The organism is Serratia sp. JKS296, assembly GCF_900215445.1.
Lineage (GTDB): Bacteria > Pseudomonadota > Gammaproteobacteria > Enterobacterales > Enterobacteriaceae > Serratia > Serratia marcescens.
This window is the reverse complement of the sequence record NZ_OCMX01000001.1, coordinates 2469693-2484870: the sequence shown is the minus strand read 5'-3', so window position 1 is coordinate 2484870 and position 15178 is coordinate 2469693. Positions and strand designations below refer to the sequence as shown.

Annotated in this window: 11 protein-coding genes; 3 read left to right on the top strand and 8 right to left on the bottom strand. The window is 60.3% G+C overall.

The genetic code is table 11. The features are described from left to right. Positions 1-28: 28 nt before the first annotated feature. Positions 29-253 carry an MbtH family protein gene (locus CRO23_RS11755; RefSeq protein WP_004937955.1) on the bottom strand — a complete coding sequence of 75 codons (225 nt, stop codon included), beginning with the start codon at positions 251-253 and terminating at the stop codon, positions 29-31. Between the two features lie 30 nt (positions 254-283). Beyond that, a complete protein-coding gene (fes, locus tag CRO23_RS11750) occupies positions 284-1591 on the bottom strand; it encodes an enterochelin esterase (protein ID WP_255253505.1) in 1308 nt (435 codons plus the stop codon). A gap of 201 nt (positions 1592-1792) precedes the next feature. Here fes and CRO23_RS11745 point away from each other — a divergent pair, with 201 nt between their 5' ends. Then, positions 1793-3982, top strand: coding sequence for a TonB-dependent siderophore receptor (locus tag CRO23_RS11745; RefSeq protein ID WP_079452124.1), 2190 nt, complete (start codon positions 1793-1795; stop codon positions 3980-3982). 50 nt (positions 3983-4032) lie between these two features. On the opposite strand, the gene CRO23_RS11740 is transcribed toward CRO23_RS11745, so the two are convergent. Next, entirely contained in the window at positions 4033-4653 is a 621-nt protein-coding gene (locus CRO23_RS11740; protein ID WP_079452123.1) for a helix-turn-helix transcriptional regulator, read from the bottom strand. Between the two features lie 111 nt (positions 4654-4764). Beyond that, a complete protein-coding gene (locus CRO23_RS11735) occupies positions 4765-6222 on the bottom strand; it encodes an amino acid permease (RefSeq protein ID WP_079452122.1) in 1458 nt (485 codons plus the stop codon). Between the two features lie 618 nt (positions 6223-6840). Between CRO23_RS11735 and CRO23_RS11730 the strand changes: the two genes are divergently transcribed. Beyond that, entirely contained in the window at positions 6841-8115 is a 1275-nt protein-coding gene (locus tag CRO23_RS11730) for a Glu/Leu/Phe/Val family dehydrogenase (RefSeq protein WP_025302877.1), read from the top strand. 68 nt (positions 8116-8183) lie between these two features. Here CRO23_RS11730 and CRO23_RS11725 read toward each other — a convergent pair whose 3' ends face one another. After that, positions 8184-9209 carry an ankyrin repeat domain-containing protein gene (locus tag CRO23_RS11725; protein WP_016927681.1) on the bottom strand — a complete coding sequence of 342 codons (1026 nt, stop codon included), beginning with the start codon at positions 9207-9209 and terminating at the stop codon, positions 8184-8186. Positions 9210-9508: 299 nt separating this feature from the next. On the opposite strand from CRO23_RS11725, the gene CRO23_RS11720 reads away from it, so the two are divergent. Next, on the top strand, positions 9509-10078 hold the full coding sequence (locus CRO23_RS11720) for a DJ-1/PfpI family protein (RefSeq protein WP_004937978.1): 570 nt from the start codon (positions 9509-9511) through the stop codon (positions 10076-10078). A gap of 6 nt (positions 10079-10084) precedes the next feature. Here the strand turns inward: CRO23_RS11720 and CRO23_RS11715 are convergent, their stop codons facing one another. From CRO23_RS11715 to CRO23_RS11705, 3 genes are all read right to left on the bottom strand, one after another. Further along, positions 10085-10438, bottom strand: coding sequence for a DUF1493 family protein (locus tag CRO23_RS11715; protein WP_016927680.1), 354 nt, complete (start codon positions 10436-10438; stop codon positions 10085-10087). A 157-nt stretch (positions 10439-10595) separates the two neighbouring features. Continuing rightward, complete coding sequence (locus tag CRO23_RS11710) at positions 10596-12038, bottom strand: efflux transporter outer membrane subunit (RefSeq protein WP_033640269.1); 1443 nt, start codon at positions 12036-12038, stop codon at positions 10596-10598. Between the two features lies 1 nt (position 12039). Beyond that, the gene (locus CRO23_RS11705; protein ID WP_060445133.1) at positions 12040-15177 is read right to left on the bottom strand and encodes an efflux RND transporter permease subunit; all 3138 of its coding nucleotides are present in this window, start codon (positions 15175-15177) and stop codon (positions 12040-12042) included. Between the last annotated feature and the right edge of the window lies 1 nt (position 15178).

Genomic DNA, 15178 nt, shown 5'->3' with positions numbered 1-15178 from the left:
GGAATGTATCGATGTGGTTGCCTGGCGCTTAACGCGCCGCATCCGCCGCTTTCAGCGCCGCCGGCCGCATGTCCTGCCAGTGCGTTTCGATGTAGTCGATGCATTCGCCGCGCGACGCCGGCCCCATCAGCACGCGCCACCCCTGCGGCGTATCGGCAAACTGCGGCCACAGTGAATACTGCTGCTGCGCGTTGACCAGCACGGAGAATCGGAGGCTTTCGTCATCGAACGGGTTTTGTTGTTCCTGAGTCATTTTCATTACCTGTCTGTCAAAATGTGTGGGTTATTCCATCGCGGCAAGCAGTCGGCGCACGCCGTCCACCAGGCCGCCGCGCCAGCAAAGCGCATCGTGCCCGCCGGAATACACGCGGTAGTCGGCGCGGTGCCCGGCCGCCGTCAGCGCCTGATGCATCTGGCGATTGACGAATTCGATGTCCGCCTCCCGATCGCCGGCCTGTTGGATCACGGTGAGCTTGGGTGCCGCCGCGTTGCGCTGCCGAACCTGGCGTATCAGCCAGCCTTCCTCCAGTTCGTGGCGTTTTTCGAACTGGGTCACAAATTGCACCGTAGGCCACCAGAAGGAGCCGGACTGGCTCAGCACGTGGCCAAAGCGCTCTGGCCAGTGCAAACCGGCGTATAACGCCGCCAGCCCGCCGTAGCTCTGGCCGGCGACCACGGTGCGCGCCCCAGTCTCGCTGAACGCTTCGCGGCGCTGCGCCTGCGGCAGCAGTTCGTCGATCACCGCCTGCCAGAAGACGGCGTTGCAGGGCAGCTCGTTTTGCCGGTGTTCGCCATCGACCGCATCGATCAGCAACCAGCACGCGGGCGGCAACTGCCCTTTTGCGGTTTCGTTCTCGATCACCGGCAGCAGCGCATGCCTTTCGATCCAGTTTTGGCCGTCGAGCAGCAGCACCAGCGGGCGGTTCGCTTTCACCGCCGCGTCGCCGCTGGCATACAGCCAAACGCGCCGCTGGTTACCCAGCCGTTCGCTGTGCCACTGAAAAAGCTGTAGCCGCGCCTCATCCAGCGGCCGATCGGCGGCCTGCCAGGCGCGTTGATCGTCGGCATCCGGCCCTTGCGCCAGGGATACGGGCCGCGGGCGATGAGACGGCCCCAGAGAGAGGCGATTCAGCGGATCGGCGATCGCCAACGGGAACAGCGATACCCACCAGGCACGCTGCTGGCGGTCGCGTAACGTTTCGTCGTCGCTGAAGACTGGGGGGAGGTCTCGCTCGGTAATGGGGATCAGGCTGTAGCTGCCGCGCCAGCGGCGATCGATAACGGCCGAGCCGTACCAAACGTCGGTGCCGGGGAGCCTGGCCAGGCTGCTGGGGGACGTGCTGTGGTGATCGGTAATGCCGTTGATATCGGCGTAAACGCGGCATATCGGCGAGTGCCGTTCATCGCCAGCGGGATCGCGCCATAGCCAGGTCATTTTAACGTGCTGTTCATCGTGCGCTTCGACGATGGGCGTGCCGTGAGCGGCAATCTTCTGCCACCACGCGGATTGCCCTACCGCCTCTTCACGCAGCCATTGCGCCGCCAATCCCTCAAGGTCGTTTCCTGGCCTCTTTTCCGGCAAAAACTCCATAGCGCCCCTTACATAACATGAGTGATTTTTACAAAACCTGACAATCGTATTGATACTCATTATCATTTTCAATACTATTTGTCGGATTTTTACCGTCGTGCAAACACGACGTCTCCACGTCGACGGAAGAAGACCGCTTGTCGGCATTTCGGGGTTTATCAGGGTGGCATGACACACAAAAGCAGGTATTCAGGAGAGATAATGAAGATTAAAAACAAAGGGATAGAAAACGCGAACGCGGAGGCGATGTCCGCCAAGCGTCTGTTGCTGGGATCGGCGCTGGCGTTATTGCCCTTGGCGCCACACGCGTCTGCGGCAGCGGACGAAACGATTTTGGTGACCGCCGACGCGCAAAACAGCGTGACCGCGCCGGTCAAAGGGATCGTCGCCAAAGAGAGCGCCGCCGGCACCAAGACCGCTGCCCCTCTGCGCAAGACGCCGCAGTCCATCTCGGTGGTCACGCGCGAGCAGATGAATGACCAGGAGCCGGCGTCGGTCGCCGACGCGCTGAACTACACCAGCGGGGTGATCACCACCTACCGCGGCAACTCCAACCGTAATGACGAAGTGATCAGCCGCGGCTTCCGTTATGCGCCCAAGCTGCTCGACGGTCTGCACTTTGGCCTTTCGAGCCAAAACGGCGGCGCCGGGCAGATCGATCCCTGGCTGCTGGAGCGCGTGGAGATGGTGCACGGCCCGGCCGGCGTGCTGTACGGCCAGGTCAGCCCCGGCGGCGTGGTGGTGATGACCAGCAAGCGCCCTACCGCCCAGAGCATTCACGAAGTCAAATTCAGCACCGGCAACCGCCATCTGGCGGAAACGGCGTTCGATTTCGGCGGCAAGCTCAACGACGACAACACCCTGTTCTATCGCCTGAACGGTATCGCCCGAACCGAACACGAGTTTGTCAAAGACAGCAAGCAGCAACGGGTAGCCATCGCCCCGGCCTTCACCTGGCTGCCGAACGAAGACACCAGCTTTACGCTACTGACCAGCTACCAGAACGATCCGAAAGCCGGGTCGCGCAACTTCCTGCCGCGCGCCGGCACGCTGTTCCCGACCAGCGCGGGCTATGTGCCCTATGACTTTAACATCAGTGAACCCAGCTTCAACAAGTCGCGGCGCGAGCAGGCGTCGATCGGCTACAGCTTCGAACATAACTTCAGCGATGCGCTGTCGTTTACCCAGAACCTGCGCTTCACCCACCGCGATGAAGACTATAAGTATCTGGTTTATAACGTAAACTCGAAAGTCAACGACCACACCGTCACCCGCATGGCGCAGCATGAAACGCAGATGACCAACGAGTTTGGCGTGGATAACCAGCTGAAGGGCCTGTTCGATACCGGCGAAGTGAAACACACCGTGCTGGGCGGGCTGGATTACCGCTACAGCCATAGCGATTATAAAATGTATCGCGATCGCGGCAACGATTACCCGATCGACTGGGCCAACCCGGTTCGCCCCAGCATCGATGGCAGCACGCTGGCGCTGGCTTCCAGCGACTTGAAGACGCTGAATCAAATCGGGGTGTATCTGCAGGACCAACTGGAGTGGAAAAACTGGAACCTGCTGCTGTCCGGCCGTCAGGACTGGTCACAGGTCAACACCCGCGATCGCACCAGCGGCGGAAAGGAACAGACCTACAACGATGCCCAGTTCACCGGCCGTGCGGGCCTGCTCTACGCTTTCGACAACGGCATTTCGCCGTATGTCAGCTACAGCACCTCGTTCGATCCTAACCTGTACCCAAGCGCGCCGGGCGCCGATCCGCTCAAGCCGACCACCGGCAAACAAACCGAGGTGGGCGTGAAGTACCAGATCCCGGGCGGCAATACCCTGCTGACCCTCTCCTGGTTCGACATTACCCAGCGCAATGTGGCGTCTTACAACCGTCTCACCTCCGCCTACGAGCAGATCGGGGAGGTGAAATCCAAAGGGATTGAGGCGGAAGTGCACGCCCAACCAACGCCGGAGATCAAGCTGACCGCCGCCTATACCTACACCGACGTAGTGACCAAAGACTCCAACTCGGCGGACGAAATCGGCCACAGCCCGGCGGGCATCCCGCGCCACGCGGCATCCGCCTGGGGCAGCTACAGCTTCCTGAGCGGCGCGCTGAACGGCCTGACCGTCGGCAGCGGCGTGCGTTACATCGGCGATGCGCCGGCCGACGCCACCGGCCAGTACGACGTGCCGCACTACACGCTGTACGACGCCATGGTGAAATATGACCTCGGCCAGGCTTCGTCGGCGCTGCGCGGCGCGGCGCTCCAGCTCAACGTGCAGAATCTGACGGACAAGAAATACGTTTCATCCTGCAGCGGCGAGTACGCCTGCTTCTACGGCAGCGGCCGCAGCATTATCGCTTCGGTCAACTACCGCTGGTAACGACAAGGGGCGGCCATCGCCGCCCCTTTCTTCCGCCTTTCCCGCCGCCTTTACTCCTGTTTCAATTCCCGCAAGTGCTTGTACACCGTGGCGCGCCCCATCGACAGCACGTTGGCGATGTAGTCCGCGGCGCTTTTGGCCTTGAACGCGCCCTGATGATAGAGATCGCTGACCAGCCGCCGTTTCTGTTCGCGGCTCAGCGCGCCGAGCGCGGCGTTTTCGCGCCGCAGCCAGTCATGCAGAAAGGTATTGATCTTCTCTTGCCAGTCGTCTTTGAACAGCTCTTGTGGCTGTGGTTGCAGCCGCGTGACCGACAGGAACATGTCCAGCGCGTTGCGGGCGTCCTCGAACATCGCGGTGCTCAGGTTGATGCACAGCAGATAGCTGGGCTTGCCCTGCTCGTCGCGTGCGGCAATGCTCACCGAACGCATCTTTTTGCCGTCCCAGTTCAGCTTCTCATAGGGGCCGCTCACGCCGGCGCCGCCATCGAGCTCGAAGTCTTCCAGCCCGGCGTCGTCGCCCGGTTTACGCTTTGACAGGTTGTTCGCCAGATAGGCAATCTTGTTGGTGGCCAGATCGTGGATCACCACTTCCACATTCGGGAAAAACAGCGCCGCGATGCCGTCAGCGACCGAGCGCAAAAGTTCGAGTTGAGAAGAAGAGTTCGGCACGCTGGGGTATCTCCGTATGGCCCGGTTTGGTTGGCTGTTCAGCTGCTTAGCATACCGCAGTTGCCGCCGCTTGCCGAGTGGAGCGGCGGCAAGCGGCGCATCCTTCGCCGGTTATTCCGCCTCGGCGCCACGCCGATAAAACATGTAGCTCTCGCGCGCCACGCTGTCGCGGACCCGATAACGCCAGATCAGGCCGAGCGTGGTAAACCACAGCGGCATGCTGCACAGCGCGATCAGCGTATCGCTATCGAACACCATGAGCACCAGCGTAAAGGCGAAGAATGCCAGCGTCAGCCAGGCCATCGCTACCCCGCCCGGCATTTTGAAGTGCGAAGCGGCGTGCAGATCCGGCCGCTTCTGGCGATACACCAGGTAGGCGACCAAAATCATGCCCCAGCTGTAAACCACCAGGATCGCCGCCACGGTAGAGACGATGGTGAACAGCGTCATGACGTTCGGCACCAGTACCAGCAGCAAGGTGCCGGCCACCATGCAGAAGCAGGAAAACAGCAGGCTGCGGATCGGAATGGCCGTGGTGCGAGACAGAATGCGGAACTGACCGTGGGCATGCTTTTCCATCGACAGGCTGTACAGCATGCGGGTGCTGGAATACACCCCGCTGTTAGCCGAGGACATCGCCGAAGTCAGCACCACGAAGTTGATCACCGCGGCGGCGGCCGGCAGTCCCGCCAGATCGAACAGCATCACGAACGGGCTGCTGTCCGGCGAAATGTGGCTCCATGAGGTGACGGCGATAATGGTCAGCATCGAGCACACGTAGAAGACGATGATGCGCGCCGGGATCGCGTTGATCGCCTTCGGCAGCACCTTCTCGGGGTTTTTGGTCTCCGCCGACATCGTGCCCAGCAGCTCGATGCCGGTGCAGGAGAAAATGGCGATCTGGAAACCGGCGAAAAAGCCGAAGATGCCGTGCGGCATGAAAATGGCGGGATCGGTGACGTTATGCAGCGAAGCGGTCACGCCGTCCGGCGAAGTCCAGCCGCTGAACACCATCCAGGCGCCGGTGGCGATCAACGCGACGATCGCCACCACCTTGATCATCGCGAACCAGAATTCGGCCTCGCCGAACATCTTGACCGACAGCATGTTGAACAGACACAGAAACCCCAGCGTCAGCAGCGCCGGCAACCAGGGCGAGACGTCTGGCAGCCAATATTGCACGTAGCCGCCGCACACCACCACGTCGGCAATGCAGGTCACGACCCAGCTCAGCCAGTAGGACCAGCCGAGAAAAAAGCTGGCGCGCGGCCCCAGATATTCGGAGACAAAATCGGCGAATGAGCGGTAATCGAGCCGCGTGAGCAGCAGCTCCCCCATCGCCCTCATGACCATGAACATGAAAAAGCCGACGATGGCGTAAGTCAGTACGATGGAGGTGCCCGATAGCGCGAGGGTTTTCCCGGCGCCCATAAACAGCCCGGTGCCGATGGCGCCGCCGATCGAAATCAGTTGAATGTGGCGCGCGCTCAGCCCGCGCTGCAAAGTTTGGGCACAGTGAGGCCCCTCGGCTGAACCTGGGCTCAGCCGATCGCAGTGGTTTTTTGTCATGGTGTTACCTGTCCGTCGTTAAGGCGATTAAGCAACCGATGCGCGGTTGCAGCAGGAATGAAACGCCCGCGGGCGCTCTAACCGGCAAAAAATTGAGACCAAACGCTGCCCGCCCCGTTGTGACAGGGAGGTAATAATAATGGGTACCAAGAAAATGCTCTCGTGAGCCGTCGTATCGCCCACGGTTGGCGTACAAAGCCTGAGCGTGGTGGGTAAACACTAGAATATCAAATGGTTATACTTTCCCTTGTGCAACAAAAAAACGACGCCGGAGCCGTTTTAACATTAATTTAACTCTGGCGAGGGGAAATGCCATTGTCAACATGGCAGTTAAATAAAATGAAACTTTTTGATCACATTCAAGCTTCTGAAAAATAGATAAAAAGGGTTTTTATGCGCTTTATATGCATAAATTATGCATGTGATCGCTCACCGTCGACAAAAAGTAATTAACTATTCATTTACCGCTCTGCAGGCGGCGAAAAAGCGTCCGCTGGCCCGATGAGAGGGGGGCTAACAACCGGCATAATTAGTGGTAAATTTAGCGTCGCAAAGTGTTATGCGCTTGCTAATCCACGGTTAAACGAAATAAATACCTCTAATATATAAAGGTTGGTTATGGAAAAGCTATCCTACGCTTCAGACAGCAGCACCACCGCTTGGGCTACATATCTGCAACAAATCGATCGCGTCGCCCCTTACCTCGGCGACCTGTCACGCTGGGTTGATACGCTGCGTCACCCTAAGCGCGCTTTGATTGTCGATATCCCGCTGCAGATGGACGATGGCACCATCCGTCACTTCGAAGGTTTCCGCGTACAACACAACCTGTCGCGTGGGCCGGGCAAAGGCGGCATCCGCTTCCACCCTGACGTCGATCTGAACGAAGTGATGGCCCTGTCCGCCTGGATGACCATCAAGTGTGCCGCGGTCAACCTGCCGTACGGCGGCGCCAAGGGCGGCATCCGCGTCGACCCGTTCAAACTGTCTGAAGGTGAACTGGAGCGACTGACCCGCCGCTACACCAGTGAAATCGGCTTCATCATCGGGCCACAGAAAGACATTCCTGCGCCGGACGTCGGCACCAACGCCAAAGTGATGGCCTGGATGATGGACACCTACTCCATGAACCACGGCACCACCATCACCGGCGTAGTGACAGGCAAGCCAATTCACCTCGGCGGTTCCCTGGGCCGTGAGAAAGCGACCGGCCGCGGCGTGTTCGTCACCGGCAGCGAAGTGGCCAAGCGTCTGGGCGTGCAGATCGAAGGCGCCAAAGTGGCGGTACAAGGCTTCGGTAACGTGGGCAGCGAAGCGGCCCGTCTGTTCGTCGGCGTCGGCGCGCGCGTCGTCACCATCCAGGACCACTCCGCTACCCTGTTCAACGCCGACGGCATTGACCTGGTGGCGCTGACCGAATACCAGGCCAAGCACAAGCAGATCGCCGGCTTCCCTGGCGCCAGCGAGATCGAGAGCGAAGCGTTCTGGTCGGTCGACATGGACATCCTGATCCCTGCGGCGCTGGAAGGCCAGATCACCCGTCAGCGCGCTGAAATCCTCAGCGCCAAACTGGTGCTGGAAGGGGCTAACGGCCCAACCTTCCCGGAAGCGGACGACATTCTGCGTTCCCGTAACATCACCGTGGTTCCGGACGTTATCTGTAACGCCGGCGGCGTAACGGTCAGTTACTTCGAGTGGGTGCAGGACATGGCGAGCTACTTCTGGAGCGAGTCCGAGATCAACGAGCGTATGGACAAGATCATGACCGACGCGATGGTCCACGTCTGGAACAAGGCGGCCGAGAAAGAGTGCAGCCTGCGCACCGCCGCTTACATCGTGGCCTGTGAGCGCATCCTGACCGCACGTAAAGAGCGCGGCATCTACCCAGGTTGATACCGGCTTATTTGGCCTGCGAGCGGGCCATTTTATCAGGGGGCGAAAGCCCCCTTTTTCGTTTTCACCTATTTTTGAAACAAGGCCACGATTTCCGGCGAATACAGGTCGGGATATTTTTCTGCCGCCCCGAGTATATTCTGACGAACCGTTTTACCTTTTACGCTTGGATCTGCTGCCACATACTCTGCCGGGAAAGCCAGCGCATCTTTATCGGCACCCGCAGCCAACAACGCCTTGACGCAGTCAGGATTATTGCTGGTCAGGCTTTCCAGCAGCGGTGTGCCAACAGGCCAGGCCTGTTGCTGGGGCGGTTGAGCATCGATAGAGGTTCCGGGTTTATGCAACAAGGCGATACGCTGCGCCGCTTGCGGGTCCGGCTGGCCGTCCTGGGAAGCATCCCGCGTGCAAACAAAGTGCAAAGGCGTTGATCCTACCTTGCTGACGCCATAAGGATCTGTACCGGCGGCTACCAGCAGTTTGATGACCTCCAGATTAGCCGCCCCTTCCCCCATGATCGGTGAGAATCCTTGCGGGGTAACCTGCTTGGCATCCGCACCAAATTGCAGCAACAGTTTCACCAACGCGGGCGCGGCTCCTTGGCTTTGGGCGGCGGCAATAAGCGGTGTATTAGTCCCCCCTTGCGCAATGACATTGGTATTGGCGCCCGCTTTTAGCAAGCTCTGTAAAATGTGAAGGTCATCATCGGATAATTCAGACTTGTCGGTATTTCCCAACGCTGACAACAATACGGTTTCTCCATTGTCACTGATGGCTTGATTCACATTCACCGACATATCAAGAAAACGATCGAGCAGCGCCGGCTGTTTGTAATAGGCGGCATACCATACCGTTTGAATAGTGGGGTGAGCGCCATTTTTGATCAGTTCATTAATGGTGTCCATATCGCTACTGCTCTTAGAGTAAGCATACGTCATTACCGACTCATCCAGTTTTTGGGTGAGTTCCTCTTGTTCGCCAGCGTGTGCTGAAACCGAGCTCCCCAGCAGGCTCAGCGCCAGTGCGCAAGCTGTGGCACAGCGATTTAAAATAGGCATTTTTTGTTCCTTCAAAATAATAAAAAAATTAAACAAGTGCTTTCCATTATTACGCAATGGTAATAATCACAGAATTCTTATGTATTCGTATGAAGCGTGCTAACAGATTTCCTTTCCATTTTAGTGGGGAGCCGTTTTTCTATCATAGGAAACAAACGAAAATCAAATTCATTACTGATGAGAACGCCTGGATAATTATGGCCTTTATTCTCGCCAAGAAAGTCAACTCAATTTTTACGCTTTTTTATCGTGTATTCCACCGCACTTTGCGGTTCGCATTCCCGGGGGGGCTGGGCTATACCTTAGGCATTCCCCTTTCTGCAGGAGTTGTGATCATGAGCAAGAAAAAGATCCTGATGCTGGTCGGCGACTACGCCGAAGATTACGAAACCATGGTGCCGTTTCAGGCATTGCAGATGATCGGCCATTGGGTGGACGCCGTATGCCCCGGCAAAGCCGTCGGCGACTACATCCAGACCGCGATCCACGATTTTGACGGCGCGCAGACCTACAGCGAGAAACCCGGCCACCGTTTCACCCTGAACGCCGACTTCGCCGCCGCCAAAGAAGAGCACTATGATGCGCTCTTGATCCCTGGCGGTCGGGCGCCGGAATACCTGCGCCTGAATCCCGACGTGATCGCGCTGGTGCAGGCGTTTGACGCCGCGAAAAAACCGATCGCCGCCGTTTGCCACGGCCCGCAACTGCTGGCAGCGGCCGGGGTGTTGAAAGGCCGCACCTGCAGCGCCTACCCGGCCTGCGCGCCGGAGGTGCGGCTGGGCGGCGGCCATTATGCGGAGATCGGCATCGATCAGGCGCACGTCGATGGCAATCTGGTCACCGCCCCGGCCTGGCCGGCGCATCCGCAATGGCTGGCTAAGTTCGCCGAGGTATTGGAGCAGTAACGCGCGCTAACGGAGCTGCTCGATCAGGAAATGGATGTCGTACAGCCAGCGTTTGGCGCGCGCCGAGCGCACCAGCATCGACACGCACAGCGGCCGGGGGTGTTCTTTACAGGCGGAGGGGGAAAACCAGCGCCCGGTATTGCTCGGCGGCTGGAAATATAGCTCGTGGTTATAGTTGCCGCTGTCGACGCCGAAGGTGTCGAAGTAGCGGCGCATCAACGTGTTGGAGTCGCTGAACGACAGATTGAGCGCGGTGTTGATCTCGGTTTCCGGGGTGATGGCCACGCCCTTCTGCAGCCGGCCTGATGCGTTGAAGGCGGCGATAAGCGCGATGACCTGTTGCTGAATGTCTTCTGCCATGACGACCTCGAGCCGATATGAAGAAAAGGTGAATGCAATTATTTGTCTGACTCTGCCCGCCGCGGCGAGTTCGGGCCACCGGCCGGGTTTTCCGTTTCTTTACACTTTCCATAAGTAAACCGCGCACTGCCAAAGGCCCGGCGCGCGCGGTCGACGGTTAGCGGCTGAGCGTCGTCTTGTCGGCGATGACGCCGTCCCCCTGCCGCTCGGCGGCAACCCCGCCGCCCAACACTTTATACAGGGTCGCCTGATTGTCGTACGCGGTCTGCTGCGCGGCGATCAGCGACTGCTGCGCCGTGTACAGCGTGCGCTGCGCGTCCAGCACGGTCAGATAGCTGTCCACGCCCTGGCGGTAGCGCAGTTCGGCCAGACGATAATATTGCCGCGCCGCCGCCACATAGCCGGTTTGCGCCGCCAGCTGTTCCTGCAGCGTGGCTTTGCGCGCCAGCGCGTCGGCGGTTTCCTGAAATGCCGTCTGCACCGCTTTCTCATAGGTGGCGACATACAGATCTCTCTGCGCTTTGCTGTAGTTCAGTTGCGACGTGTTATAGCCGCCGCTGAAAATCGGCAGGCTGATGCTCGGGGCGAACGACCAAACGCCCGCGCCGTGGCTGAACAGCGACGAGAGTTCACCGCTGCCCACCCCGCCGCTGGCGGTCAGGCTGATCGACGGGAAGAACGCCGCCCGCGCCGAGCCGATATTGGCGTTGGCGGATTTCAGATTATGCTCGGCCTGCAGCACGTCCGGCCGCGTCAGCAGCACCTGCGAAGACACCCCGGCCGGCAGGTCGCGCATGATCCCGCCCAGCGCGTCGATGCCGCCGGGCAGCAGGTTTTCCGGCACGCTTTGCCCCACCGCCAAATCCAGCGCGTTTTTCGCCTGCGCGGCGCTGGTCGCATAGCTGGCGGCGTCCGATCGCGCCTGTTGATAAACGGTCTCCGCCGACGCCACGTCAACCAACGATGAAATCCCGTGCTGCTGGTTCTTGCGCGTCACCTCCAGCGACCGTTTGGCGCTTTCCATCGTCTGCTGCGCCACCGCCAGATTGCTGCGCTCGGCCGCCACCGCCACCCAGTCGGTGACGATATCGGCGATCAGCGTCAGGCGGGTGCTTTTCGCCGCCTCCGAGTTCGCCAGGTAAGTTTCGAACGCCGCCCGCGACAGGCTGGCGTTTTTGCCGAACAGATCCAGCTCAAAGGCGCTGACGCCGGCCTGCGCTTCGTAACTCTGGCTGATGGCGGTGGCATTGCCGTTGCCGGTCAGCGAACGCCCGCGACTGCCGTCGGCGGTGGCGTTGATCGTCGGCAACAGCGCCGCGCGCTGCTCACCATACAGCGCGCGCGCCGACGCGATATTGGCGATCGCCTCGCGCAGATCGCGGCTGCTGCTCAGCCCCATCGCCACCACCTGGCGCAACCTGGCGTCCTGCACATAGTCGCGCCAGGCGATGTCCGGGTAGCTCAACGCCTGCTTGCCGGCGGCCTCGCCCTGCGGCAGCGTTGCCGCTATCGGCGCCGTCGGCCGCTGATAATCAGGATCCAGCGAAATACAGCCAGCCAACAGCAGCGGCAAAGTTAACATCATGACTCGTTGCAACACGTTATTCTCCTGCCTGTGGCGGCCGGCTGGCGGAGCGGCGGCTAAACACGCGGCGCACCAGCACATAAAACAGCGGGACGAAAAAGATGGCCAATGCGGTGGCGGTAAGGGTGCCGCCGATAATGCCGGTACCGATGGCGATGCGGCTGTTGGCGCCGGCGCCGCTGGATACCGCCAGCGGCAGAACCCCGGCGGTGAACGCCAGTGAGGTCATCAGGATCGGCCGCAGGCGCATGCGCGCCGCGTGAACCGCCGCGCCAATCAGCGTTTCACCGCGCTGATGCATTTCCTCGGCGAACTCGACGATCAGAATGGCGTTTTTCGCCGACAAACCGACGATGGTGAGCAGCGCCACCTGGAAGTAGATATCGTTCTCCAGCCCGCGCAGCGTGATTGCCAACAGCGAACCCACGATGCCCATCGGCACCACCAACATCACCGCAAACGGAATCGACCAGCTCTCATACAGCGCCGCCAGGCACAGGAACACCACGATGAGCGAAATGGCGTACAGCGACGACGCCTGGCCGCTGGTCAGCCGCTCCTGATAGGAGAGCCCGCTCCAGGAATAGCTGCTGCCGGCGGAGAATTTCGCCGCCAGTTTCTCCATCTCGCTCATCGCCGTGCCGGAACTGACGCCGGCGGCGCCCTGCCCGGTGATCTCGAACGACGACAGCCCGTTATAGCGCGACAGGTTTTCCGGGCCGTAGATCCAGTGTGAGGAAGCAAAAGCGGAGAACGGCGTCATGCTGCTGTCGCCCGCCGCGTTGGTGCCGCGCACAAACCATTTGTCGAGATCTTCCGGCTTGGCGCGATACGCTACGTCGCCCTGCATATAGACTTTTTTCACCCGGTTGCGATCGATAAAGTCGTTGACGTAGGTGCTGCCGAACGCGCTGCTGAGCGTGCTGTTGACGTCGCCGGCGCTCAGGCCGAGCGCCTGCAGTTTGCCGCTGTCGATCTCCACCTGCAGCTGCGGCGTGTCCGGCAAGGTGTTGGCGCGTACCGCCAACAGCGATGGATTGCCGGCGGCGGCGGCGACGATCTGATCGCGCATCGCCTGCAGCTCGGCGCGGGTGGTCGCCCCTTTGGCCTGCAGTTCGAAGGTGAAGCCGTCGGACTGGCCGAAGCCGTCGATCGCCGGCGGGCTCATGGAGAACACCTGGGCGTCACGCAGCGAGGCGAAGTGCGCCATGGCGCGTTTGGCGATGGCGTCGGCGGTGTTTTCGCTGCCGCCACGTTGGCTCCAGTCTTTGAGGCTGACGAACGCCATGCCGGCGTTTTGCCCGCTGCCGCTGAAACCGAAGCCGTTGATGGTGAAAATGGTGCTGACGTTGGCCTTTTCCTGCTCAAGGAAATAGGCGGTGACCGCCTCGCTCACCGCCGAGGTGCGGGCGTTGGTGGCGCCGGCCGGCAAGGTGTACTGCACCATCACCGAACCCTGATCCTCATTGGGCAGGAAACCGGTCGGCAAACGCAGATACATCACGGCGGTGGCGATCAGCAGCAGGCCGTACAGCAGCAGATAGCGCGTCGGCCGGTGGATCACCCCGCCGACCTTGTCGGCGTACTTCTCCTGCAGCCGGTTATAACCGCGGTTGAATTTACCCAGCAGCCCTTTGTCGGTCTGTTCTTCATGCGTCGATTTCAGCAACGTGGCGCACAGCGCCGGCGCCAGCGTCAACGCCAGCACGACCGACAGCACCATCGAGGAGACGACGGTGATCGAAAACTGACGGTAGATCACCCCGGTGGAACCGCCGAAGAACGCCATCGGCAGAAACACCGCCGACAGCACCAGCGCGATGCCGACCAGCGCGCCGGTGATCTCGCGCATCGATTTCTCCGTCGCCTCGCGCGGCGGCAGTTTATCTTCACGCATCACGCGTTCGACGTTTTCCACCACCACGATGGCGTCGTCCACCAACAGCCCGATCGCCAACACCATGCCGAACAGCGTCAGGGTATTGATCGAGTAGCCGAACGCTGCCAGCACGCCGAAGGTGCCCAGCAACACCACCGGCACGGTGATGGTCGGGATCAGCGTGGTGCGCAGGTTTTGCAGGAACACGAACATCACCACCACCACCAGGACCACCGCTTCGAACAGCGTTTTCACCACCTCCTCGATCGAGATGTTGATGAAGTCGGTGCTGTCTTTCGGGTAAGCCACCTTATAACCCTGCGGCATCGCGCTTTGGTATTCCGCCACCTTGGCCTTCACCAGCTTGGCGGTGTTGAGGGCGTTGGCCCCCGCCGCCAGCTTGACCGCGATCCCCGCCGCCGGGTGGCCGTTGAGGTGCGCGCTGGCGGAGTAATCTTCGTTGCCCAGCTCAACCCGCGCCACGTCGCCCAGCCGTACCAGCGCGCCGCTGCTGTCGCTTTTCAGGATGATATTGCGAAACTGTTCCGGCGTTTGCAGCCGCGACTGCGCCTTCACCGTGGCGGTCAGCTGCTGATCGGCGGCGGCCGGCAGATCGCCTACCTTGCCGGCGGACACCTGGGTGTTTTGCGCCTCGATCGCCGTCTGCACGTCGGAAGGCATCAGCGCATAGCTCGCCAGCCTGGTCGGATCCAGCCAGATGCGCATCGCGTATTCCGAACCGAACACCTGCACGTCCCCCACGCCCTCGATGCGCGACAGCGGATCCTGCAGGTTGCTGACCAGATAGTCGGAAATATCGGCCATCGTCGCCTTGTCGTTCTCGTCATACAGCCCGACGATCAGCAGAAAGCTGCTCTGGGATTTCTTGACCGTCACGCCTTGGGCGGTGACCGCGCTCGGCAAGCGGCTTTCCGCCTGCTGAACTTTGTTTTGCACCTGCACCTGCGCGATATCCGGATCGGTGCCCTGATCAAAGGTGACGTCGATGCTGACCGAGCCGCTGGAGCTACTGGTCGAAGAGAAATACAGCAGGCCATCCAGACCGGTGAGCTGCTGTTCAATCACTTGGGTGACGCTGTTTTCCAGCGTTTCCGCGTCCGCGCCCGGATAAGTGGCGGAGATGGAAATCTGCGGCGGTGACACGTCTGGGTACTGCGAGATGGGCAACGAATTGATCGACATCAGGCCGCACAGCATGATGATGATGGCGATCACCCAGGCGAACACCGGGCGGCGGATAAAGAACTGCGCCATA